Origin of the sequence: Kitasatospora papulosa (assembly GCF_000717245.1) — a bacterium.
Taxonomy (GTDB): domain Bacteria; phylum Actinomycetota; class Actinomycetes; order Streptomycetales; family Streptomycetaceae; genus Streptomyces; species Streptomyces papulosus.
Window position 1 is genome coordinate 417,596 of sequence record NZ_JNYQ01000002.1, and the last position, 22,458, is coordinate 440,053.

The 22,458-nt window shown below is 67.4% G+C and carries 18 protein-coding genes; 8 read left to right on the plus strand and 10 right to left on the minus strand.

What is annotated here, in order from left to right; translation table 11 throughout:
* Positions 1–31: 31 nt before the first annotated feature.
* Positions 32–2,191: a murein biosynthesis integral membrane protein MurJ gene (gene murJ / locus IA22_RS0107365; protein ID WP_030123068.1), complete on the minus strand. Its 2,160-nt coding sequence runs from the start codon at positions 2,189–2,191 to the stop codon at positions 32–34.
* A gap of 49 nt (positions 2,192–2,240) precedes the next feature.
* Positions 2,241–4,538 (minus strand): DUF6049 family protein, encoded by a 2,298-nt coding sequence (locus tag IA22_RS0107370; protein WP_030123069.1) that lies wholly within the window; start codon positions 4,536–4,538, stop codon positions 2,241–2,243.
* A gap of 180 nt (positions 4,539–4,718) precedes the next feature.
* Between IA22_RS0107370 and IA22_RS0107375 the strand changes: the two genes are divergently transcribed.
* On the plus strand, positions 4,719–6,164 hold the full coding sequence (locus IA22_RS0107375) for a CCA tRNA nucleotidyltransferase (protein ID WP_014155207.1): 1,446 nt from the start codon (positions 4,719–4,721) through the stop codon (positions 6,162–6,164).
* 130 nt (positions 6,165–6,294) lie between these two features.
* Here IA22_RS0107375 and IA22_RS0107380 read toward each other — a convergent pair whose 3' ends face one another.
* From IA22_RS0107380 to IA22_RS37990, 4 genes are all read right to left on the minus strand, one after another.
* Positions 6,295–7,584 (minus strand): MFS transporter, encoded by a 1,290-nt coding sequence (locus IA22_RS0107380; RefSeq protein WP_030123070.1) that lies wholly within the window; start codon positions 7,582–7,584, stop codon positions 6,295–6,297.
* Positions 7,585–7,680: 96 nt separating this feature from the next.
* Positions 7,681–8,763 (minus strand): inositol-3-phosphate synthase, encoded by a 1,083-nt coding sequence (locus IA22_RS0107385; protein ID WP_015577916.1) that lies wholly within the window; start codon positions 8,761–8,763, stop codon positions 7,681–7,683.
* Positions 8,764–8,825: 62 nt separating this feature from the next.
* Positions 8,826–9,527 carry a PadR family transcriptional regulator gene (locus IA22_RS0107390; RefSeq protein WP_030123071.1) on the minus strand — a complete coding sequence of 234 codons (702 nt, stop codon included), beginning with the start codon at positions 9,525–9,527 and terminating at the stop codon, positions 8,826–8,828.
* Between the two features lie 504 nt (positions 9,528–10,031).
* A complete protein-coding gene (locus tag IA22_RS37990; RefSeq protein WP_015577918.1) occupies positions 10,032–10,160 on the minus strand; it encodes a hypothetical protein in 129 nt (42 codons plus the stop codon).
* Between the two features lie 21 nt (positions 10,161–10,181).
* Between IA22_RS37990 and IA22_RS0107395 the strand changes: the two genes are divergently transcribed.
* Positions 10,182–12,584: a transglycosylase domain-containing protein gene (locus tag IA22_RS0107395; protein ID WP_037659035.1), complete on the plus strand. Its 2,403-nt coding sequence runs from the start codon at positions 10,182–10,184 to the stop codon at positions 12,582–12,584.
* A gap of 167 nt (positions 12,585–12,751) precedes the next feature.
* Positions 12,752–14,257 (plus strand): glycosyltransferase family 87 protein, encoded by a 1,506-nt coding sequence (locus tag IA22_RS0107400; RefSeq protein WP_030123073.1) that lies wholly within the window; start codon positions 12,752–12,754, stop codon positions 14,255–14,257.
* 13 nt (positions 14,258–14,270) lie between these two features.
* On the opposite strand, the gene IA22_RS0107405 is transcribed toward IA22_RS0107400, so the two are convergent.
* The 3 genes from IA22_RS0107405 to IA22_RS0107415 all read right to left on the minus strand — a co-directional run bounded on the left by IA22_RS0107405 (position 14,271) and on the right by IA22_RS0107415 (position 17,040).
* Positions 14,271–15,302 carry an alanine racemase gene (locus IA22_RS0107405; RefSeq protein WP_014155201.1) on the minus strand — a complete coding sequence of 344 codons (1,032 nt, stop codon included), beginning with the start codon at positions 15,300–15,302 and terminating at the stop codon, positions 14,271–14,273.
* Positions 15,303–15,381: 79 nt separating this feature from the next.
* Positions 15,382–16,500, minus strand: coding sequence for a lipid II:glycine glycyltransferase FemX (locus tag IA22_RS0107410; RefSeq protein WP_014155200.1), 1,119 nt, complete (start codon positions 16,498–16,500; stop codon positions 15,382–15,384).
* A 183-nt stretch (positions 16,501–16,683) separates the two neighbouring features.
* Positions 16,684–17,040: a hypothetical protein gene (locus IA22_RS0107415; protein WP_014155199.1), complete on the minus strand. Its 357-nt coding sequence runs from the start codon at positions 17,038–17,040 to the stop codon at positions 16,684–16,686.
* A 285-nt stretch (positions 17,041–17,325) separates the two neighbouring features.
* On the opposite strand from IA22_RS0107415, the gene rpsF reads away from it, so the two are divergent.
* The 4 genes from rpsF to rplI all read left to right on the plus strand — a co-directional run bounded on the left by rpsF (position 17,326) and on the right by rplI (position 19,050).
* The gene (gene rpsF / locus IA22_RS0107420; protein ID WP_006604399.1) at positions 17,326–17,616 is read left to right on the plus strand and encodes a 30S ribosomal protein S6; all 291 of its coding nucleotides are present in this window, start codon (positions 17,326–17,328) and stop codon (positions 17,614–17,616) included.
* A 71-nt stretch (positions 17,617–17,687) separates the two neighbouring features.
* On the plus strand, positions 17,688–18,305 hold the full coding sequence (locus IA22_RS0107425; RefSeq protein WP_030123074.1) for a single-stranded DNA-binding protein: 618 nt from the start codon (positions 17,688–17,690) through the stop codon (positions 18,303–18,305).
* A 43-nt stretch (positions 18,306–18,348) separates the two neighbouring features.
* Complete coding sequence (gene rpsR, locus IA22_RS0107430) at positions 18,349–18,585, plus strand: 30S ribosomal protein S18 (protein ID WP_003967857.1); 237 nt, start codon at positions 18,349–18,351, stop codon at positions 18,583–18,585.
* 18 nt (positions 18,586–18,603) lie between these two features.
* Positions 18,604–19,050 carry a 50S ribosomal protein L9 gene (gene rplI / locus IA22_RS0107435; protein WP_014155197.1) on the plus strand — a complete coding sequence of 149 codons (447 nt, stop codon included), beginning with the start codon at positions 18,604–18,606 and terminating at the stop codon, positions 19,048–19,050.
* 98 nt (positions 19,051–19,148) lie between these two features.
* Here the strand turns inward: rplI and IA22_RS0107440 are convergent, their stop codons facing one another.
* On the minus strand, positions 19,149–20,486 hold the full coding sequence (locus IA22_RS0107440) for an MATE family efflux transporter (protein WP_030123075.1): 1,338 nt from the start codon (positions 20,484–20,486) through the stop codon (positions 19,149–19,151).
* Positions 20,487–20,962: 476 nt separating this feature from the next.
* Here IA22_RS0107440 and dnaB point away from each other — a divergent pair, with 476 nt between their 5' ends.
* The gene (gene dnaB / locus IA22_RS0107445) at positions 20,963–22,420 is read left to right on the plus strand and encodes a replicative DNA helicase (RefSeq protein WP_030123076.1); all 1,458 of its coding nucleotides are present in this window, start codon (positions 20,963–20,965) and stop codon (positions 22,418–22,420) included.
* Positions 22,421–22,458: the final 38 nt, after the last annotated feature.

Sequence of the window (22,458 nt, forward strand, 5' to 3'; positions counted from 1 at the left end):
CCAGCGATGGTTGTGCGGCTCGGCGTGTGTATCAGCGTCCGAGGCGCCCGCGGACCATGCCGACCATTCCGTTGAGCTCTTCGATCCGCATCTTCTTCGCCGCGACGAAGAAGACACCCAGCAGGACGACGCTGCCACAGACCAGTGCCACCACAGACCCGCCGGCGCCGTCGCCGAGGGCCTTCAGGAGAGCGAAGCCCACGCCGCCGCCGACCACAGCCGCGGGGATCGCGGCCAGGCAGAGACGGGCGTAGGTGCGCACCACACGGGCGCCGTCGAGGTCACCGCCGAGGCGGCTGCTCAGCCGTCGCCATGCGATACCGACACCGACCGCGTACGCCAGCCCGTAGGAGGCCGCCATTCCCACGACTGCCCACTGGGCCGGAAGAATCACGTAGCAGAGGGCCGAGGCCGCCGCGTTGACCGCTGCGACGATCACCGTGTTGTAGAAGGGGGTGCGGGTGTCCTCGTACGCGTAGAAGCCACGCAGCACCACGTACTGCACGGAGTACGGGATGAGGCCGAGGCCGAACGCCATCAGGATGAAGCCCATCGACCGCGCCGCCTCGGTGCCGCTGGAGGCGTAGAGCAGGGTGCACATCGGCAGCCCCAGCGCGAGGAAGGTGAAGGCCACCGGGACGATGGCGACCGCCGAGTTGCGCAGGCCCTGGGAGATGTCGTCCCGGACGGCCCCGGGGTCGTCGTCATGGGCGGCGCGGGAGATGCGAGGGAGCAGGGCCGCCATGACCGAGACGGTGATGATGGCCTGAGGCATGCCCCAGATCAGCTGGGCGTTGGAGTAGGCGAGGAAGCCCGTGCCGTCCTTGCCCGACAGCTTGCCGGCCGAGGTCGCCAGCTGCGTGACGACGATGACGCCCGCCTGGTTGGCCAGGACGAAGAGCACCGTCCACTTGGCGAGCCTGACCGTCTTGCCGAGCCCGTGCCCCTTCCAGTCGAAGCGGGGACGGAAGCGGAACCCTGCCTCCCGGAGGTACGGGATCATGGCCAGAGCCTGGACGACCAGGCCGAGCAGCGTACCGATGCCGAGCAGACGGACACCCTCGGCGGGGATCGTCTCCACGCCCATCCGGGATTCGGCCGACGAGCCGTAGACCCAGATGAACAGGCCGAACGTGACGATCATGACGATGTTGTTGAGGACCGGGGTCCACATCATCGCGCCGAATTTCCCGCGGGCGTTGAGGATCTGCCCCATGACCACGTGCACGCCCATGAAGAAGATGGTCGGCAGGCAGTAGCGGGCGAAGGTGACGGCCACGCTGTTCGCCGCCACGTCGTTCGCGATGGTCGGCGACATCATGTGGATGAGCCACGGAGCGGCGAAGACGGCGATCCCGACGATCACACCGAGGGTGACCATGACCAGGGTCAGCAGCCGGTTGGCGTACGCCTCGCCGCCGTCCTCGTCGTCCTTCATGGACCGGACGAGCTGAGGAACGAAGACGGAGTTGAGCCCGCCGCCCACGGTCAGGATGTAGATCATCGTCGGCAGGGTGTACGCGATGGTGAAGCTGTCACCGAGCAGTGCCGCACCCAGCGCAGCGGTGATCACGAGGCTGCGGACGAAGCCGGTCAGCCGCGATACCAGGGTGCCTGCCGCCATCAGCGCGCTGGACTTCAGTATTCCGGCGGCCCGCCCGCCGGACTTCGGCGGTACGGGTGCCGGGGCCGCCTCGGGTTCGGCCGGAGGGCCCGGCGGACGGCCGGACCCTTCCTGGTCGCGGAAGAGGTGTGCGAAGGCGTCCTGTTCCCCGAGGTCGTCGGAGGCCTGCGTGACCAGGTCGTCCACTCCTACGTACTGGGTGGTCGCGGCGTTGTCGCCGTAGGGAAGGTGCCTGGAGGGGCCTGCGGGCTCCGGGGGCGGCGTCTGGGCCCAGAGTCGGGGGTCAGGGGCGTGCTGGGCTGCCTGAGGCTGCTGGTAGAGAGCCTGAGGCTCCTGGTAGGTGCCTGGAGGCGGCGGAGGATGAGCGGCCCGGTCGTAGAGCGCCTCGGCCACCGGGTCCTGCGCGGCGAGGTCCTGGGCACGGTACGGATCGTGGTCGTACGCGTGCTGCAGGTAGGGATCGGGTGCCTCGCCTTCCTGTCCTGCGCGCGGCGGCACCGGCGGACCGCTGGAAGACCCAGCTCCGCCCGCGCCCTGGCCGCGGTCACCGTCGTACGGCGCGTTCATCGAAACCCCACCTCATTGTCCCCGGCCGACAGGCCCCGACAGACATCGCTCAACGGTCCACTTTCTCACCCGGGCCCGGTGGGTCGCCGCTTTCCGGACCGGTGTCCGACTCCGGGTCACTCGGCTGCTCGGGTTCCTCGCCGTCGTCCTCCGGCGCTCCGCCGGCCACGGTGCGCTTGCGGTGGGTGTACATCCTGATGCCCGCCAGCACCAGCAGCAGCAGGCCGCCCGCGATCACCAGAAGCACCGTCGGCGTGACCTCCGAGACCTTCACCGTGAAGGTCATCGCCTCGCCGTACGGCGTGCCGTCCGCGGTGAAGAGACGAGCCGTGACCTGCGCCTGTCCGTTGGCGTTGGCAGCGGCGTCGAATTTCACGGACTGGCTGTGTCCACCCGCGATCTCGACCGGCTTCTCGGCGACCGCTCCGCCGTCGTTCAGGTCGAGCCGTGTGGCATTGCCCGACGTCAGACGGAGCACGAGGTGATCGACGCCCTGGACCAGTTTGTTCTGCACGGTCACCGGGATCGTGGCGCTGCGCCCCGACAGGGTCACATCCGACTTCGTGATCAGCTGGACCTCGTTGGAGAGGCCCTGCAGATACGTGCGGACCGAGTCGCGGTAGCGCTGTGCCTCCAGCGGACTTCCGCGCCACGACGTCGACACGGAACGGTTGATCGCGTTCCCGAAGGGGGTGACCACCCGGTCGGGCTGCGTGAGGATGACCTGGAAGCTGTCGAGCGAGCTCTGTGTCGTCCTGATGTCCTGGAACGCCTGGGTGGGCAGTTCCTGGTTGCGCAGCTTCTTGGGGTACTGGGAGGCCCTGGGCACCCGCGTCGTGGCCTGTGCGTCAGGCTTCTGTTCCGCGGCCTCGGTCAGGTCGAGAGGCTTCGTCCAGTGCTCTGCCGTGAGGGCCTGCAGGGCGCGCGCCATGGTCTGTGCCTGAGCGGCGGTGGGCGTGCGTTGCGGGGCGACGACGATGCTGCGCTGCTTGTCGGGGGCCTGCTCCGTCACCGCCAGCGTCTGGGCCAGGAATTTCTGGACCGCGAGGGTCGAAGCGCCGGCCTTGGCCATGTCGCCGGTGAACGCGGTGGAGAGCCGATGGTCCGCGACGACCGCGGTGGTGCCACCACCGATCGGGCGGGCCGCAGTCGGCGTGTAGAGCAGTCCGCCGGTCTCCTCGAGGCTGTCGCTTCGGGCGATCACCTTGTGGGCGCCGGCCGATGTGGCGACATCGACGACCGAGGGATCGATCGCACCGTCCACCGGCCAGGCGAAGTCGGTGGACGGTTTCACGTGAAGCACGGTCTCGACCGTCGTGCTCGCGACCTCGGTCGCTGTCTGCAGATGGCTGAGGGCACCGGAGACGTTCTTGCCGCGGTGCGCGATGGAAGCCAGATCGGGGTCGGCGAAGGGCAGGGCGACCACCGTGCCGTCCTTCACGGCAGCCTGCAGATCCGCCAGCCACTTCTTGGCGATGGTCTGGTTCGTTCCGGCGACCGTGGTGTTGCCGGACCTGACGCGGTAGTTCTTGGTCATCGCGTCGACCGAGGCCAGGAGGTCCGGGTCGATCACCCAGGTCACGGGGAGCTGGCGGCCCAGGGACACCAACTGTTCCAGGCGCCCGCCGGGGGCGAGCTCGAGGGCCAGATCGTCGTTGGCGAACACGGGGGTCTGCTGCTCGTCCGAACCCGTCTCGGCGGTGACATGCGCCGATGCGATGAGCGGCCAGAGGAAGGTGAGGTCGGTCTTCTTCTTGGTGTCCTCGGGCTGCCATGGCAGGAAGGTCCGCTGGATGCCGAGCACCTGGTCGTAGGTGTAGTCGGAGGTTCGGCCCGTGAGGGACACCCCGAGCTGGTAGACACCCTCGGAGCCGAGGTCCAGCTTGTCCACCGGGACGGCAAGGGTGAAGTCCTGGCTGACCCCGGATGCCAGTTTGGGGACCTTCAGCGTGTACGAGCCGCCGAGCTTGGCCGGATCACTGCCGGGCAGGTACCCGGTGCGTTTGGCGGTCTGATCGATCTCTCCTCTGCCGGACAGCTTTGGTCCGACGCGCAGGTCGACTTCGGCGTCCGTGACCGTCTTCTTCCCCTTGTTGGTCAAGGTGCCGGAGACGGTGAGGGTGTCGCCCTCGACGGGCGCGCTCGGGGCGAGCGTGTCCAGAGACACATCCACGGTGCGCGAACCGGTAGGGACCTTCGTCTTCCCCTCGGCATGTGCGGAGGGGGTCGCGGGACCGGCAAGGAGGCCGGCGATCAGCGGCGCCCCGACGATCAAGGAGGCTGTGCGCCGGAGCCACCGGCGGGCAGGGGAGGGATTCATCCCCTGAAAGTCTGCCGCCTCGGCCACGCGTATCCGTCCCTCGTCGTCGTCAGCTGGTACTGGTCCTGCCGGTCTCTGCGTCCACGCATGGTAACGATGTGCCCGACGCCTGAGTGCCGGGGACCGTGTCACATGATCGGGAGAGTCTCGCAGGGTCACCGGAAACGATGACGCCCGGGCCGGTCGGGGCACGTACCCTTTTCTGTTGTGCCGAACGCCAACGAAGACAGCCCCCGTGCACTGAGTCATGTGCAGCACCGCGCAGTGAGCGAACTGCTGCGGGTGTCCCCCGTCGCCGACGACCTCGCCCTGCGATTCCAGGAGGCCGGATTCAGCCTCGCGCTGGTCGGAGGATCGGTCCGCGACGCGTTGCTCGGCAGGCTCGGAAACGATCTGGACTTCACGACCGATGCCCGCCCCGAGGACGTGCTCAAGATCGTCCGTCCTTGGGCCGACTCGGTCTGGGAGGTCGGAATCGCGTTCGGCACCGTCGGCTCGCAGAAGGACGGCTATCAGATCGAGGTCACGACCTACCGGTCGGAGGCGTACGACAGGACCTCACGCAAACCCGAGGTCTCCTACGGCGACTCGATCGAGGACGACCTCGTACGCCGTGACTTCACGGTCAACGCCATGGCCGTCGCGCTGCCGCACAAGGAGTTCATCGACCCGCACGGCGGCCTCGACGACTTGGCGCAGCGCGTCCTGCGTACCCCGGGCACGCCTGAGGCGTCGTTCTCCGACGATCCGCTGCGCATGCTGCGTGCCGCACGCTTCGCCGCCCAGCTGGATTTCGAGGTTGCCCCCGACGTCGTCAAGGCCATGACGGACATGGCCGGACGTATCGAGATCGTGTCGGCCGAGAGAATCCGTGAGGAGCTGAACAAGCTCCTGCTCTCCGGACACCCCCGCAAGGGTCTGGGACTCCTTGTGGACACGGGTCTGGCCGGCCACGTGCTGCCCGAGCTTCCCGCCCTTCGCCTGGAAAGTGACGAGCATCACCGCCACAAGGATGTCTACGAGCACTCCTTGACGGTGCTGGAGCAGGCCATCGATCTCGAGGAGGACGGCCCCGATCTCGTCCTGCGACTCGCTGCGCTGCTCCATGACGTCGGCAAGCCGCGGACACGGCGCTTCGAGAAGGATGGTCGCGTCTCCTTCCATCACCACGAAGTGGTGGGGGCCAAGATGACCAAGAAGCGGATGGCCGAGCTGAAGTACTCCAACGACATGGTCAAGGACGTATCGAAGCTGGTCGAGCTGCACCTGCGATTCCACGGATACGGCGACGGGGAGTGGACCGACTCCGCCGTGCGCAGGTATGTGCGGGACGCCGGGCCGCTGTTGGACCGGCTGCACAAGCTGACCCGCTCCGACTGCACGACGCGGAACAAGCGCAAGGCGAATGCTTTGTCGCGCACGTACGACGGGCTTGAGGAGCGCATCGCGCAACTGCAGGAGCAGGAGGAGCTGGAAGCTATCCGGCCCGACCTGGACGGCAACGAGATCATGCGGATCCTCGATGTGGGGCCGGGGCCTGTGATCGGCAAGGCCTATGCGTTCCTGCTGGAGCTTCGCTTGGAGAACGGGCCGATGGAACGCGAGGCCGCGGTCGCCGCCCTCAAGGAGTGGTGGGCCGCACAGGAGGGCTGATGCCAGGTCCGGCACGGGCGGATGGAGCGTGAGGAGTTCCTCGTGTTTCACGTGAAACACGACTGATCCTCCGAAGTGGCCCGGAAGGTTCATGAGGGGCGTTGTTTCACGTGAAACAACGCCCCTCACTTCACTTCGCGGTGCGGGTGTGCTGGACGGCCGCGCTCGCGCGGCGTCGGCGCAGCATGGACACCGACACGATGGCGTACAGCACGGCCACCGTGACCACGACGACGACGGACCGTCCGTCAGCGGGCAGGACGAGTGCGGACATCGCTGCGGCCGCGACGAAGGCGACGTTGAACAGCACGTCGTAGAGCGAAAAGATGCGTCCGCGGTAGGCATCGTCCACGGAGGTCTGCACCTCGGTATCCGTGGCGATCTTTGTCCCCTGGGTCACGAGCCCGAGGATGAAAGCTGCCGCCAGCATCGGGGCAGGGGCGAAGGAGAGCCCCAACGCGGGCTCGAGGAGGGCGGCTCCTCCGGCGCAGCCGGCCAGCCAGCCGTATCGGCCGAAGCGCCCGACCGCCCACGGAGACATCACGGCAGCCGCGAAGTATCCCGTGGCGGATGCGCCGAGTGCGAGGCCGAGGAGGGCCAGGCCGTCGGACTCCCCGTCGGACCAGGCGTAGCGGCACAACATCAGCACCATCACGGTCAGCGCTCCGTAACAGAAGCGGACCACCGTCATGGCGGCCAGGGCGTGCGCCGCGTCCCTCCGTTCGGCCAGATGACGCAGACCCTCGGCCAGCCCTCGTGCGGTGGTGGTGAGGGCCTTCCGGAGCGGCACGTGGTCCAGGTCGCGGTCCGGTCCTAGGAGCGTGCGGGACAACGTCATGGCGGCCAAGGCGGAGAGGAGGTAGAGGGCCGCACCCAGGAGGACCGCGGCGGCGTCCGACCCGTCCGTCAGTACGCGGATGGCCAGGGCGAGACCTCCGCCGGCCGTGGCGGCGAGCGTGCCTGCCGTCGGGGACAGGGAGTTGGCGAGGACGAGCCGTTCGGTGTCGACGACTCGGGGGAGGGCTGCCGACAGCCCGGCCAGTACGAATCGGTTGACCGCAGTGACGCAGAGGGCCGAAGCGTAGAACAGCCAGTCCGGGACTGAGCTCAGGAGCAACAGGGCCGTACAGCAGGCCAGCACGGCGCGAAGCAGGTTTCCGTACAGGAAGACCTGTCGACGGGGCCAGCGGTCGAGCAGGACTCCCGCGAAGGGTCCGATGAGCGAGTACGGCAGCAGCAGCACCGCCATGGCGGAGGCGATGGCGCCGGGCGTCGTCTCGTTCTCCGGCGAGAAGACCACGTAGGTGGCGAGCGCGACCTGGTAGACGCCGTCGGCCGACTGGGAGAGAAGCCGTACGGCAAGTAGGCGGCGGAAGTTGCGAAGGCGCAGGAGTACGCCCAGATCACGCACGACAGGCATGTGTGCAAGCGTCACACATGTGGGGGGCCTCCGGGCGGATTGCCCGGGGACCCCCCAGATGGACAAACGGTGTCACCGAAGTGGTGACAGGCTGGATCAGCGCTCGACGTCGCCCTTGATGAACTTCTCGACGTTCTCGCGGGCCTCGTCGTCGAAGTACTGGACCGGCGGCGACTTCATGAAGTACGAGGAGGCCGAGAGGATCGGGCCACCGATACCGCGGTCCTTGGCGATCTTCGCCGCGCGCACGGCGTCGATGATGACACCGGCGGAGTTCGGGGAGTCCCAGACCTCGAGCTTGTACTCCAGGTTCAGCGGAACGTCACCGAAGGCACGGCCCTCGAGGCGCACGTAGGCCCACTTGCGGTCGTCCAGCCAGGCCACGTAGTCCGAGGGGCCGATGTGGACGTTGTCCGCACCGAGCTCGCGGTCACGGATCTGCGAGGTGACGGCCTGCGTCTTCGAGATCTTCTTCGACTCCAGGCGCTCACGCTCGAGCATGTTCTTGAAGTCCATGTTGCCGCCGACGTTCAGCTGCATCGTCCGGTCCAGGATGACACCCCGGTCCTCGAACAGCTTCGCCATCACACGGTGGGTGATGGTGGCGCCGACCTGGGACTTGATGTCGTCGCCGACGATCGGGACACCGGCCTCGGTGAACTTGTCCGCCCACTCCTTGGTGCCGGCGATGAACACCGGGAGAGCGTTGACGAACGCGACCTTGGCGTCGATGGCGCACTGCGCGTAGAACTTCGCAGCCACTTCGGAGCCGACGGGCAGGTAGCAGACGAGGACGTCGACCTGCTTGTCCTTGAGGACCTGGACGACGTCGACGGGGGCGTCGGCGGACTCCTCGATCGTCTCGCGGTAGTACTTGCCCAGGCCGTCGTGGGTGTGGCCGCGCTGGACGGTCACGCCGGTGTTCGGCACCTCGGCGATCTTGATGGTGTTGTTCTCGCTGGCCCCGATGGCGTCCGCGAGGTCGAGGCCGACCTTCTTCGCGTCGACGTCGAAGGCGGCGACGAACTCGACGTCGCTCACGTGGTAGTCGCCGAACTGGACGTGCATCAGACCGGGCACCTTGCCGGCCGGATCGGCGTCCTTGTAGTACTCGACGCCCTGCACCAGTGAGGCGGCGCAGTTGCCCACGCCGACGATGGCTACGCGAACCGAACCCATGCCGATTGCTCCCTGTGTGTTCTCGGTGTTCCCCGATGACGCCTTGCGGGCCCGCGGGGGTGTCACTTCGTGTCGTCGGACGGATCCGGCCGGGACGTGTCCCGGTGCCGGGGCAGGCCGCCCGTCTCTCCTGATGAGTCGTGCTGAGTGGAGCCCTCGGGCGAGGATCGTCGCTGATCCCGTCCCGACCGCTCGCTCTCGATGAGCTCGTTCAGCCAGCGCACTTCGCGCTCCACGGACTCCATGCCGTGTCGCTGCAGCTCAAGCGTGTAGTCGTCGAGTCGTTCGCGGGTGCGGGCGAGAGAGGCACGCATCTTCTCGAGGCGTTCCTCCAGCCTGCTGCGGCGGCCCTCGAGGACGCGCATCCGCACCTCGCGCTCCGTCTGTCCGAAAAAGGCGAAGCGAGCCGCGAAGTGCTCGTCCTCCCAGGAGTCCGGACCGGTGTGCGACAGCAGCTCCTCGAAGTGCTCCTTACCTTCCGCCGTCAACCGATAGACGATCTTGGCGCGACGCCCCGCCAGCGAGGACGCCGGAGCGACCCCACGGCCTGTTTCGGGCGGCAGGGCCGGAACACTGCCCGGTTCCTCGATCAACCAGCCGTTCGTGACCAGCGTCTTGAGGCAGGGGTAGAGGGTGCCGTAGCTGAAGGCTCGAAAGATGCCCAGCGAGGTGTTGAGGCGCTTGCGCAGCTCGTACCCGTGCATGGGGGACTCACGGAGCAGCCCGAGTACGGCGAATTCGAGGATGCCTGAGCGTCTGCTCACCTTCGCCTCCTCGTCCGCCTGGTGTCCGCGGACCCGTGCATTCAGCTTATGCCGCTCTGATGTATCGACTCGATACATCAGCACGATAGATCGACTCGTGATGTTCGACAAGAGGATGGTTCGTGACCGGCGTCACATCCTCGATTCATAGGGAGCGACTTGCGTAATTTGGGGTGAAGTTCGGTCCACGGAGGTTTTTGACCGTGCGTAGTCTGTGCGGCATGCAGACCACCGGGAACCGCGAGGAGCCGTCGTGCGTCCGTTATCGCGGACTGCCGGAAGTACTGCGGGTGAGCCTTCCGCAGGGCTTGTCCGTATTTCGGGGGGACCGGAACTCAACTGCCGCTTCCAGGCGCTCTCGCCTGCCCGAGGAGTAGTCGTTCGATGAGCGAGCACCGTCGCAAAACGCCGCAACCGCAAGGTGGCGGGCGCGCAGCGGCCAGACGAGCCGCCCAACAGCCTGCTGGACGTCGCACCGACGCGTCACGCAGAGCAAGTCAGGAATCACCCTCCGTGGAACACGGTGAGGAGCCGTCGTACGGCGGCCGCGCCGAGGCCCGTCGCGCGGCCCAGCGCGGCGGAGGCCGGAGGCGGGGAGGTGGCGAAGGCGCCGGTCACGAAGGCCGGAGCCATGAGAACTCCGGCAAGAAGCGGATGATCGACTATCCGCGTGCGGGTAAGTACGGCTTCCGGCGCTGGGTTCCGTCGTGGAAGCTGGTCTCCGGCCTGTGCCTGGGCTTCCTGGGACTCATGATGGGCGCGGCCGGGATCGCGTACGCGTTGGTCGTGCCGCCCGAGCCCAAGGACCTCGCCACCGCCCAGAACAACGTCTACTACTGGGCCGACGACACCCAGATGGTCGCCACGGGTGGCTCCGTCAACCGTCAGTCGCTCGAGTACGCCCAGATTCCCGTAGCGATGCGGAACGCCGTCATCTCGGCCGAGAACAAGTCGTTCGAGGATGACCGGGGCATCGACCCCATGGGCATCGCCCGCGCCTTCTACAACATGGCGAAGGGAGGTGACACCCAGGGCGGTTCGACGATCACCCAGCAGTACGTCAAGAACTCCATGCTCACGCAGGACCAGACCGTGACCCGAAAGGTGAAGGAACTCTTCATCACGCTCAAGGTCGGTGAGACGGTCAAGAAGAACAAGGTCATGGAGGGCTACCTCAACGTCTCCTACTACGGCCGGGGCGCCTCCGGGCTCCAGGCCGCGGCACGTGCGTACTACGGCATAGACGCCACGGAACTGGACGCGAGCCAGTGCGCCTTCCTGGCGACGCTGCTCAAGGGCGCGAGCTACTACGACCCCGCGGGTGCCCCCGACGTCGACCCGGTGAAGGCCTCCGCCAAGGAGAACACCCGGCGTGCCAAGGCGCGCTGGGAGTGGATCCTCGACGAGCAGGTCAAGGACGGCCGGATGAGCGCGGCCGAGCGCGCCAAGTACAAGACGTTCCCCAAGCCGAAGCCGCCGCAGAAGGACGCCAAGCTCGGCGGCCAGACCGGCTACCTGGTCGACCTCGCCACGAAGTACTTCCTCGCGCACAACACGCAGGGCGTCACCGAGAAGGAACTGGCCCGCGGCGGCTACGAGATCCACACGACGTTTGACGAGAAGAAGGTCAAGCAGCTCGAGAAGTCGATCAACGCGGTGTACGACGCCAAGATCGATCCGAAGAAGCGTCCTGACAAGGACACGCACGTCGAGTTCGGTGGCGCGTCGGTGGACACGAAGACGGGCGCCATCATCGCCACGTACGGCGGTCGGAACGCCACGGAGCACTACACCAACAACGCGGACGCGACCGGTGCCCAGGTCGGGTCCACGTTCAAGCCGTTCGTGCTCGCCGCCGGTATGAAGTACGGCAAGCGCGATCCGAAGCTCCCCGCCGACCAGGGCCAGTCGGACCGTACGCTCGTCTCGCCGAAGAGCATCTACAACGGCGACAACAAGCTGAAGATCACCGAATACAACGACCAGGTCTGGCAGAACAAGGACGGCGAGCAGTGGCTCCAGACCAATGACGGGGACAAGAGCTACGGCGACATCACCCTCCGCTACGCCATGCAGGAGTCGGCCAACTCCCCCTACGTCCAGCTGGGCATGGACGTGGGCACCGACAAGGTGAAGGACGTCGCCGTCGCCGCGGGCCTGCGGGACGACGACTACATGGCGGACTCCACCGTTCCGTCGTACTCCATCGGCACCTCTTCGCCGAGTGCCATCCGGATGGCCGGCTCCTACGCCACCTTCGCCACCAGCGGCAAGCAGCGCGAGCCCTTCTCGGTCTCCGAGGTGAAGCACAAGGGCGAGGTCATCTACAAACACGAGACGGTGACCAAGAACGCGCTCGAAAGCGTCATCTCGGACAACGTCACCGACGTGCTGAAGAACGTCGTCGAGAACGGAACGGGCACCCCCGCCCGGATCCCGGGCCGGGACGTGGCCGGCAAGACGGGTACCACGGACGGCAACAAGTCGGCCTGGTTCGTCGGTTACACCCCGCAGATCTCGACCGCCGTCAGCATGTTCCGGATGGACGACGACGAGACGCAGAAGAACCGTGAGTTCCTGGAGATGTACGGGACGGGCGGCGAGAAGTCGATTCACGGTGCCTCGTTCCCCGCGCAGATCTGGCACGACTACATGGTCGAGGCGATGAAGGGGAAGAAGGTCATCGACTTCCCCGAGCCGCAGCCGTACGGCGAGGTCGTCGGAGAGAAGCCCACCCCCAGCCCGACGCCCAGCCCGACACCGTCGCCCTCGGAGTCCACCGAGGAGCCGGAGACCCCGTCGCCCACGCCCACGACCCCGTCCCCCTCGCCGAGCGAGACGTGCCAGCCGCTCGACTGGGAGTGCAAGAACAACCAGAACGGCGGGAGCACCAACGGCAACAACACCGGGGGGACCACGGACGGGACCACCGACGGTGGGACGGACGCCGGAACCACGGACGGCGGGACGGACACCGGAACGACCACGGGAACGACCGACGGTACGACGACCGGTGAGGAGAACGGCCGCGGCGGGATCTTCGGCGGCGGCGGGTAGGACTCGTCCGGGGCGGCACCGATGAGGCGCCGCCCTCCGGGAAGCCCGTCGGGGAACGCCCGGACAGGCGTATGAGGGCCGTCGACACCATCCAGGTGTCGACGGCCCTTCGTGTGTCCCGGAGCGGGCCACGCCCGCACACAGCGCCGTACGGCAGGATGTGCGGCATGCCAAGCGCAGAAGACACGAGCGTGCACCAGGAGCCGTCCGTCGTACCGCCCACGCGACAGGACGAGATCGCCGCAGCGGGCAGTGAACTGATCGGCGGACCCGCGGGCCGCTGGGCACGGTTCGGATCGGGGCCGCTCACACCGCTGCGCGTCATCGCCCTCGTGACGATCGGGATGTTCGCACTCGGCATGGTGCAGAAGCTCCCCTGTTACAACTGGGCGTGGTTCCGCGGCACCAGTTCGCAGTACACACACGCGTGCTACTCCGACATCCCGCACCTCTTCGTCGGACGCGGCTTCGCCGACGGCCTCGTGCCCTACTTCGACCGCCTCGGCGGCGACATGGCGTACCTCGAGTACCCGGTCCTGACCGGCCTCTTCATGCAGGTCGCCTCCTGGCTGACGCTGACCCCGGCCTCGGATCCCGTGCAGCAGCGCGAGCAGATGTACTGGATGGTCAACGCGGGCATGCTGATGATCTGCGCCGTGGTCGTCGCGCTGTGTGTCGCCCGTACGCACCGGCGCCGGCCCTGGGACGGTCTGCTGGTCGCGCTCGCTCCGGCCCTCGCTCTCACCGCCACGATCAACTGGGACCTGCTCGCCGTCGCGCTGACGGCCGCGGCGATGCTCATGTGGTCCCGCGGCAGGAACCTCGCCTTCGGCGTCCTCATCGGCCTCGCCACCGCCGCCAAGCTGTATCCCGTGCTGCTCCTCGGGCCCCTGCTGGTCCTGTGCTGGCGGGCCGGCAAGTGGCGGGCGTACGGGGTGGCGCTCCTCGGCGCGGCGGCGGCCTGGCTGCTGGTGAACGTCCCTGTGATGGCGTACGCGCCGGAGGGGTGGAAGAAGTTCTACACGTTCAGCCAGGAGCGGCAGATCGACTACGGCTCTTTCTGGCTCGTCATCACCCAGCGCACCGGCCGGCCCATCGACGTGAGCACGGTGAACACGGCCTCCGTGCTGATGATGGTCGTGCTGTGCGCCGGTATCGCCGGGCTGGCCCTGGCCGCGCGTCACCGGCCGCGCTTCGCTCAGTTGGCGTTCCTCGTGGTGGCGACCTTCATCCTGACGAACAAGGTCTACTCACCGCAGTACGTGCTCTGGCTGATCCCCCTGGCCGCGCTGGCCAGGCCCCGCTGGCGGGACTTCCTGGTCTGGCAGGCCTGCGAGGTCGCGTACTTCCTGGGGATCTGGTTCTACCTCGCCTACACGACGAGCGGGGACAAGCACCAGGGGCTGCCGCAGGAGGGCTACCAGGTCGCGATCATCCTGCACCTGCTGGGGACGTTGTACCTCTGCGTCGTGATCGTCAGGGACATCCTGAGGCCGGAGCGGGATCCCGTCCGGCACGACGGGTCCGACGATCCGTCGGGCGGGGTGCTCGACGGGGCGCCGGACCGTACGGCGCTCCTGCAGGTGCGCCCTCATCCCTCGCGGAACACAGCACCCGCGGTCGAGGGACCGCGGGTGGAGTGGGGTACCGCCGGCAGGGTGGCCTCCGACTGAGGGAGGGCGTGGTTTATCGGTCCACGAGCCGGTCGAACTGGGTCGTGGTGTGTCGCAGGTGGGCCACCAGTTCGTCGCCGACCTTGGGCTCCTGGGCGTCCGAGGGCACGAACAGGATCGACACCTGCATGTGCGGCGGCTCGGCGAACCAGCGCTGCTTGCCGGCCCAGACGAACGGCGACAGGTTGCGGTTGACCGTGGCGAGCCCGGCGCGTGCCACGCCCTTGGCGCGCGGCATCACCCCGTGCAGGGCCTTCGGGGCCTCCAGGCCGACACCGTGGGAGGTCCCCCCGGCGACCACCACCAGCCAGCCGTCGGACGCCGCCTTCTGCTGGCGGTAGCCGAAACGGTCCCCCTTCACGACGCGGGTGACGTCGAGGACCGCGCCGCGGTACTCCGTCGCCTCGTGGTCGCCGAGCCAGAGCCGCGTGCCGATGCGCGCGCGGAAGCGGGTCTGGGGGAACTGCTGCTGCAGCCGCGCCAGCTCCTCGGCCCGCAGATGGCTGACGAACATCGTGTGCAACGGCAGCCGGGCGGCACGCAGCCGGTCCATCCAGGCGATGACCTCCTCCACCGCGTCCGAGCCGTCCGTGCGGTCGAGCGGCAGATGCAGCGCGAAACCTTCGAGGCGGACGTCCTCGATGGCCGCGTGCAGCTGGCCGAGCTCCTCCTCCTTCACCCCGTGGCGCTTCATCGAGCTCATGCACTCGATGACCACCCGCGCACCCACGAGGGCGTGCACACCGTCGACGGACGAGACGGAGCGGATGACGCGGTCGGGCAGCGGGACCGGCTCCTCACCTCGTCGGAAGGGCGTGAGCACCAGCAGGTCGCCGCTGAACCAGTCCTTGATGCGCGCGGCCTCGTAGGTGGTGCCGACGGCCAGGATGTCGGATCCGAAACGGATCGCCTCGTCGGCCAGCCGCTCGTGTCCGAAGCCGTACCCGTTGCCCTTGCAGACGGGGACGAGTCCTGGGAACTGGTCCAGCACGGACTTCTGGTGCGCCCGCCAGCGCGCGGTGTCGACGTAGAGGGAGAGCGCCATGGCCGGCCCGGAACCTTTCTGGTGGCTGCGGTGTGAGTGAGAGAGGAGAGGCTGATGGACGGGGGTTTCGCGGTGCGGGTCAGCGTCGGGACATGTACATGTCCAGCGCCTTGTGCAGCAGCTTGTTGAGGGGGAAGTCCCATTCGCCGACGTACTCGACGGCTTCGCCGCCGGTGCCGACCTTGAACTGGATCAGCCCGAAGAGGTGGTCGGTCTCGTCCAGCGAGTCGCTGATGCCGCGCAGGTCGTAGACGGTCGCGCCCATCGCGTACGAGTCGCGGAGCATCCGCCACTGCATGGCGTTGGAGGGACGGACCTCGCGCCCGATGTTGTCCGAGGCGCCGTAGGAGTACCAGACGTGCCCGCCGACGACGAGCATCGTGGCGGCCGACAGGTTCACGCCGTTGTGACGCGCGAAGTACAGCCGCATGCGGTTGGGGTCCTCGGAGTTGAGTACCGACCACATGCGCTGGAAGTACGAGAGCGGGCGCGGCCTGAAGTGGTCGCGCACGGCGGTGATCTCGTACAGCCGCTGCCACTCGGCGAGGTCCTCGTAGCCGCCCTGGACCACCTCGACGCCGGCCTTGTCGGCCTTCTTGATGTTGCGCCGCCAGAGCTGGTTGAAGCCCTTGAGCACGTCCTCGAGGGAGCGGTTGGCCAGCGGTACCTGGAAGACGTAGCGGGGCTGTACGTCACCGAAACCGGCGCCGCCGTCCTCGCCCTGCTGCCAGCCCATCTTCCTCAGCCGGTCCGAGACCTCGAAGGCGCGCGGCTCGATGTGGCTCGCCTCGACGTCACGCAGCCGCTTCACGTCCGGGTCCTGGATTCCCGACTTGATGGCGGTCGAGTCCCAGCGGCGGATCACCACGGGAGGGCCCATCTTCACCGAGAAGGCGCCCTGCTGCTTCAGGTGGGCGAGCATCGGCTGGAGCCACTCGTCCAGGTTGGGGGCGTACCAGTTGATGACCGGCCCCTCCGGGAGGTACGCGAGATAGCGCTTGATCTTGGGGAGCTGGCGGTAGAGCACCAGCCCGGCGCCGACGATCTCGCCGTTCTTGTCGAACCATCCCAGGTTCTCCGAGCGCCATTCGGTCTTCACGTCAGCCCACGCCGGGACCTGGCAGTGACTGGCCGAGGGCAGGCTCTGGATGTACGCCAGATGCTGTTCTCGGCTGATGGTCCTCAGGGTCAGGCTCATGCGGGGCGCTCCTCGGCAGGTGTGTCCCCATCGGTCAGGGGCTCCGGCTCTCGCGCCGAAGCCTACTGTGACCGAGGGGCGCCCCGTCTGGCCCGTAGGGACCGGACCGGGCGCCACCCGCGCGGGACCGCCCGCCGGTGCACTGCGCGGGACGGCCGTCCTTGCCGACCGGGGCTGTGCCGGTCAGGTGACGACGCCGCCGAAGAGGCCCCCGTGGGCCATGCCGAGATAGAAGCCGACCGCGGACGCGCCGATCCCCATGATCAGACCGAAACGCTCCCATGTGGTCCGGGAGATGTACTGCCCGTAGGCGCCGGTCAGGATGCCGATCAGCCCGGCCCAGGAGCTGACCAGGTGCAGGCTGTGGAACATCGCCGTCACGAACGCGAGGACTCCGAGGACGCCGGTCACCGCCATCAGTACGTCCTGGAGCGGGTGCGGCCTGCCGTCCGTGGCGAAGAGGGATCCCGTGGCCGGACGGGCCTTGGACGTCGAGCGGGAAGCGGTTCGGCTTCCGGCGGGTCGGACTGCCTGTGCCATGGAGCACCTCCAGTGCGAAGGGCGGTGCAATGTAGCGCCTGTCACACCGCATCTGTCTCGATTGTGCGCCCCGGACACCGGATTTCAACCGGAAGCCGGTCTGCGGGTACTCTGTACAGTCTGCACCGGTGTCTGCCCTGAGCCAGCACTGCGGCCCCCCTCGAATCTCGAAGACGGGCGTTGTCAGTGGCGGCTGTTTTACTCGGAGACACTGTTGCTTACGCATCACGACCCTCCTGCCACGGAACGACCGTGGCCGCTGAGTCCAAAGGAGGTGGGTTCCACATGCGTCACTACGAGGTGATGGTCATCCTCGACCCCGATCTCGAGGAGCGCGCAGTCTCCCCGTTGATCGAGAACTTCCTCTCCGTCGTCCGTGAGGGCAACGGAAAGGTCGAGAAGGTCGACACCTGGGGCCGTCGTCGTCTCTCTTACGAGATCAAGAAGAAGCCCGAGGGCATCTACTCGGTCATCGACCTGCAGGCCGAGCCTGCGGTCGTCAAGGAGCTCGACCGACAGATGAACCTGAACGAGTCGGTCCTCCGGACCAAGGTCCTCCGTCCCGAGACCCACTGAGCATCTAGCTCAGCGGTCATCGGGTTCGAGTAGCAAGCAGCCAGAAGCAATCCCCGCCGAGAGGTTCACCCATGGCAGGCGAGACCGTCATCACGGTCGTCGGCAATCTCGTCGACGACCCCGAGCTGCGCTTCACCCCGTCCGGTGCGGCGGTCGCGAAGTTCCGTGTCGCGTCCACTCCCCGCATCTTCGACCGGCAGACCAATGAGTGGAAGGACGGCGAAGGCCTGTTCCTCACCTGCTCGGTCTGGCGTCAGGCGGCGGAGAACGTCGCGGAGTCGCTCCAGCGAGGCATGCGCGTCGTCGTGCAGGGCCGGCTGAAGCAGCGGTCCTACGAGGACCGTGAGGGCGTCAAGCGCACGGTCTACGAGCTGGACGTCGAGGAAGTCGGCCCCAGCCTGAAGAACGCCACGGCCAAGGTCACCAAGACCACGGGTCGAGGTGGCCAGGGCGGCGGCCAGGGTGGATACGGCGGCGGCCAGCAGGGCGGCGGCAACTGGGGCGGCGGTCCCGGTGGCGGTGGCCAGCAGGGTGGCGGCGGTGCTCCCGCCGACGACCCGTGGGCCACCAACGCTCCCTCCGGCGGCCAGCAGGGCGGGGGCCAGCAGGGCGGCGGGGGCGGCTGGGGCGGAAGCTCCGGCGGCTCCGGCGGTTCCGGCGGCGGCTACTCGGACGAGCCGCCCTTCTAGGGCTGCTCGTACCCCCACTTCTTGATCACACAGGAGAAACACCATGGCGAAGCCGCCTGTGCGCAAGCCTAAGAAGAAGGTCTGCGCGTTCTGCAAGGACAAGACCCAGTACGTGGACTACAAGGACACGAACATGCTGCGGAAGTTCATTTCCGACCGCGGCAAGATCCGTGCCCGCCGCGTCACCGGCAACTGCACTCAGCACCAGCGTGATGTCGCCACGGCAGTCAAGAACAGCCGTGAGATGGCGCTGCTGCCCTACACGTCCACCGCGCGATAAGGGAAGGGTGACCGAATCATGAAGATCATCCTCACCCACGAGGTCACTGGCCTCGGTGCCGCCGGCGACGTCGTGGACGTCAAGGACGGGTACGCCCGCAACTACCTGGTTCCGCGTGGCTTCGCCATTCGCTGGACCAAGGGTGGCGAGAAGGACGTGGCGCAGATCCGCCGCGCCCGCAAGATCCACGAGATCGCGACGATCGAGCAGGCCAACGAGATCAAGGCCAAGCTCGAGGCCGTGAAGGTCCGTCTGGCTGTTCGCTCCGGCGACGCCGGCCGCCTCTTCGGCTCCGTCACCCCGGCCGACATCGCCTCGGCGATCAAGTCCGCTGGTGGTCCGGACGTCGACAAGCGTCGCGTCGAGCTCGGCTCGCCGATCAAGACGCTGGGCGGACACCAGGTGTCCGTCCGTCTGCACCCCGAGGTTGCCGCGAAGCTCGGTATCGAGGTCGTTGCTGCCTAAGGGCACAGCACAGCAGTGTGAGATGAAGGGCCGCACCCACCAGGTGCGGCCCTTCGTCGTTTCACGTGAAACGCAGCGCCGGGGCTCTGCCGGACGAGTCAGCGCGTGGCTCCGGTGACGACCCAGCGGCCTGACCGGGTACGCGTCCACAGCGTCAGCAACCGGACGGTCATCATCAGCGTCATCGCTCCCCAGAGCGCGGTCAGGCCTCCACCGAGGCTGGGCACGAGGAGTGCGACCGGGGCGAAGACCGCCAGGGTCAGGACCATGGCCCAGGCGAGGTAGCGGCCGTCTCCGGCACCCATCAGCACTCCGTCGAGAACGAAGACCACACCGGAGATCGGTTGGGAGAGCGCGACGACCAGGAGCGTGGGCAGGAGAGTGTCCTGTACCGAGGAGTCACTGGTGAACAGCGGAACGAAGAGCGGCCTGGCGAGCATGATCGCTGCCCCGAGGACCACCCCGGAGGCGATTCCCCACTGGACCATACGGCGGCATGCCTCCCGGGCGCCCTTGGCGTCGTTCGCCCCCAGATAACGGCCGATGATGGCCTGCCCGGCGATGGCGATCGCGTCGAGCGCGAAGGCCGTGAGACTCCAGAGCGAGAGGATGATCTGGTGTGCTGCGATATCGGTGTCGCCGAGGCGGGCGGCGACGACGGTAGCGATCATCAGGACCGCCCTCAGTGAAAGCGTGCGAATCAGCAGAGGTACGCCCGCCTGGGCGCAGGCCCGGATTCCCGCAGCATCCGGACGCAGGGATGCTCCGTGCCGCCGGGCCCCACGGACCACGACGACCAGGTACGCGAGCGCCATGCCCACCTGGGCGATGACGGTGCCCCACGCGGACCCTGCGATCCCCAGCCCGGCGCCGTAGACGAGCCCGACGTTGAGCGCTCCGTTGGCCGCGAATCCACCGATCGCCACGTACAGCGGCGTTCGGGTGTTCTGCAGCCCCCGGAGAACTCCCGTCGCCGCGAGCACCACGAGCATCGCCGGGATGCCGAGGCTGGAGATGCGCAGATACGTGGTGGCGTAGGGGGTCGCGGTGTCGGACGCTCCGAAGACGTCGACCAGCCACGGTGCCAGTGGCAGCGCGACGGCGACGACAGCGGCACCGATCAGCAGCGCCAACCAGATTCCGTCCATGCCCTGGCGGATGGCGGAGGCCAGATCTCCTGCTCCTGCCTGACGAGCGACGGCGGCTGTGGTGGCGTACGCAAGGAAGACGAAGACGCTGACCGCGGTCGTCAGAAGTGCCGCTGCGATCGCCAGGCCGGCCAGTTGCGGTGTGCCGAGATGACCGACGATGGCGCTGTCGACCATGACGAAAAGTGGCTCGGCCACCAGGGCGCCGAAGGCCGGCACGGCGAGAGCGATGATCTCTCGGTCGTGTCGGCGGCGTGAGGGTCGCTGATCCGTCGGTGCCTGGGTCATGAGAGTCAATCTAATCTTCCACAGGTAAGAGATGCAATGCGCCTGAGGGTCTTACTTCCTTCAGGTTTTCTCGTTCGGCGATGGAGTGATCGCGGTGATCTTGGGCGGAGGGTAAAAGTTTTTCTCTCCCACAACCCGTGGATGGAGAAAGGCCAGGTCAGGGCCGTCTTTGGGTGGCCCCTATGAGTTTGTCCACAGTGCTGTCCCCCGGTCCGTGCACAGGATCCGAGGAGTTCTCCACAGCATCTGGTCAGTCGTCCACATGCCCTGTGGATAACCAGATTGGCTGACGGTGCGGACCGGCCTACCGTGGAGCGGCGCCCGCACTCCGTTCCGGCTTGGAAGTCCGCAGAACTTGACGCGCCGGAACCGGAGTCGGGCGTCTTGTTTGTCGGTGCCGTGCCGTAAGAAAGAGTGGCACGGCTAGGTCCGCGAAGCGGACGGGAGGAGGTGGCCCGGTGAGCATTCCCGAGCCTTTGGACGACCCCTGGGCCGATGTCGGTCCCAGTGACCGTCTGCCTGTTTCCCGTCAGCGCCGCGGAGAGGGCAAGGGGCGCGAGGAACAGCACGAGCGCGGTCGGGAGAGCGGCTGGGACGGCGGCTCGTCCGGCTTCGAGCGGGTGCCTCCGCAGGACCTCGACGCCGAGCAGTCGGTGCTCGGTGGAATGCTGCTCTCCAAGGACGCCATCGCGGACGTCGTGGAGATCATCAAGGGCCATGACTTCTATCGTCCCGCCCACGAGACCGTGTACACGGCGATCCTCGACCTCTACGCCAAGGGGGAGCCGGCCGACCCGATCACGGTGGCTGCCGAGCTGGTCAAGCGGGGCGAGATCACCAAGGTCGGTGGGGCGCCGTATCTCCACACGCTGGTCCAGTCCGTCCCGACCGCTGCCAACGCCTCGTACTACGCGGAGATCGTTCACGAGCGGGCGGTGCTCCGGCGTCTCGTCGAGGCCGGCACCAAGATCACGCAGATGGGATACGCGGCCGACGGCGACGTGGACGAGATCGTCAACTCGGCCCAGGCCGAGATCTACGCCGTCACGGAGCAGCGCACCAGCGAGGACTACCTGCCGCTGGGCGACATCATGGAGGGCGCTCTCGACGAGATCGAGGCGATCGGCTCCCGCAGCGGTGAGATGACCGGTGTGCCGACCGGGTTCACGGACCTCGACGCCCTGACCAACGGACTGCACCCAGGCCAGATGATCGTCATTGCCGCCCGACCCGCGATGGGCAAGTCCACGTTGGCCCTGGACTTCGCACGCGCTTGTTCCATCAAGAGCAATCTGCCCAGCGTGATCTTCTCCCTCGAAATGGGACGGAACGAGATCGCCATGCGTCTCCTGTCGGCCGAGGCTCGCGTGGCCCTCCACCACATGCGCTCCGGCACCATGACCGACGAGGACTGGACGCGCCTCGCCCGGCGGATGCCGGATGTGTCGGCTGCTCCGCTCTACATCGACGACTCGCCGAACCTGTCCATGATGGAGATCCGGGCGAAGTGCCGTCGCCTCAAGCAACGCAACGAGCTCAAGCTCGTGGTCATCGACTACCTGCAGCTGATGCAGTCCGGCGGAGCCAAGCGGGCCGAGAGCCGCCAGCAGGAGGTATCGGACATGTCCCGAAACCTCAAGCTCCTCGCCAAGGAGCTGGAGCTGCCGGTCATCGCCCTCTCCCAGCTGAACCGTGGACCCGAACAGCGCACGGACAAGAAGCCGATGGTCTCCGACCTTCGTGAATCCGGCTCCATCGAGCAGGACGCCGACATGGTGATCCTGTTGCACCGAGAGGACGCCTACGAGAAGGAGTCACCGCGCGCGGGCGAGGCGGACCTGATCGTGGCCAAGCACCGTAACGGTCCGACGGCGACGATCACCGTGGCCTTCCAGGGCCACTACTCGCGCTTCGTCGACATGGCCCAGACCTGAGGGACTGAGGAACGTCGCCTCGGCGCCTGAAACGTACC

What these genes read in the sequence shown, in the direction of transcription:
- IA22_RS37990 (WP_015577918.1), bottom strand. Translation starts at nt 10,160, where the DNA reads ATGGCTCCGGCCTTCGTGACCGGCGCCTTCGCCACCTCCCCGCCTCCG.
- rpsF (WP_006604399.1), top strand. Translation starts at nt 17,326, where the DNA reads ATGCGTCACTACGAGGTGATGGTCATCCTCGACCCCGATCTCGAGGAG.
- IA22_RS0107410 (WP_014155200.1), bottom strand. Translation starts at nt 16,500, where the DNA reads ATGAGCCTGACCCTGAGGACCATCAGCCGAGAACAGCATCTGGCGTAC.
- IA22_RS0107385 (WP_015577916.1), bottom strand. Translation starts at nt 8,763, where the DNA reads ATGGGTTCGGTTCGCGTAGCCATCGTCGGCGTGGGCAACTGCGCCGCC.
- IA22_RS0107415 (WP_014155199.1), bottom strand. Translation starts at nt 17,040, where the DNA reads ATGGCACAGGCAGTCCGACCCGCCGGAAGCCGAACCGCTTCCCGCTCG.
- IA22_RS0107425 (WP_030123074.1), top strand. Translation starts at nt 17,688, where the DNA reads ATGGCAGGCGAGACCGTCATCACGGTCGTCGGCAATCTCGTCGACGAC.
- IA22_RS0107440 (WP_030123075.1), bottom strand. Translation starts at nt 20,486, where the DNA reads ATGACCCAGGCACCGACGGATCAGCGACCCTCACGCCGCCGACACGAC.
- murJ (WP_030123068.1), bottom strand. Translation starts at nt 2,191, where the DNA reads ATGAACGCGCCGTACGACGGTGACCGCGGCCAGGGCGCGGGCGGAGCT.
- IA22_RS0107405 (WP_014155201.1), bottom strand. Translation starts at nt 15,302, where the DNA reads ATGGCGCTCTCCCTCTACGTCGACACCGCGCGCTGGCGGGCGCACCAG.
- rpsR (WP_003967857.1), top strand. Translation starts at nt 18,349, where the DNA reads ATGGCGAAGCCGCCTGTGCGCAAGCCTAAGAAGAAGGTCTGCGCGTTC.
- IA22_RS0107380 (WP_030123070.1), bottom strand. Translation starts at nt 7,584, where the DNA reads ATGCCTGTCGTGCGTGATCTGGGCGTACTCCTGCGCCTTCGCAACTTC.
- IA22_RS0107395 (WP_037659035.1), top strand. Translation starts at nt 10,182, where the DNA reads ATGATCGACTATCCGCGTGCGGGTAAGTACGGCTTCCGGCGCTGGGTT.
- IA22_RS0107400 (WP_030123073.1), top strand. Translation starts at nt 12,752, where the DNA reads ATGCCAAGCGCAGAAGACACGAGCGTGCACCAGGAGCCGTCCGTCGTA.
- rplI (WP_014155197.1), top strand. Translation starts at nt 18,604, where the DNA reads ATGAAGATCATCCTCACCCACGAGGTCACTGGCCTCGGTGCCGCCGGC.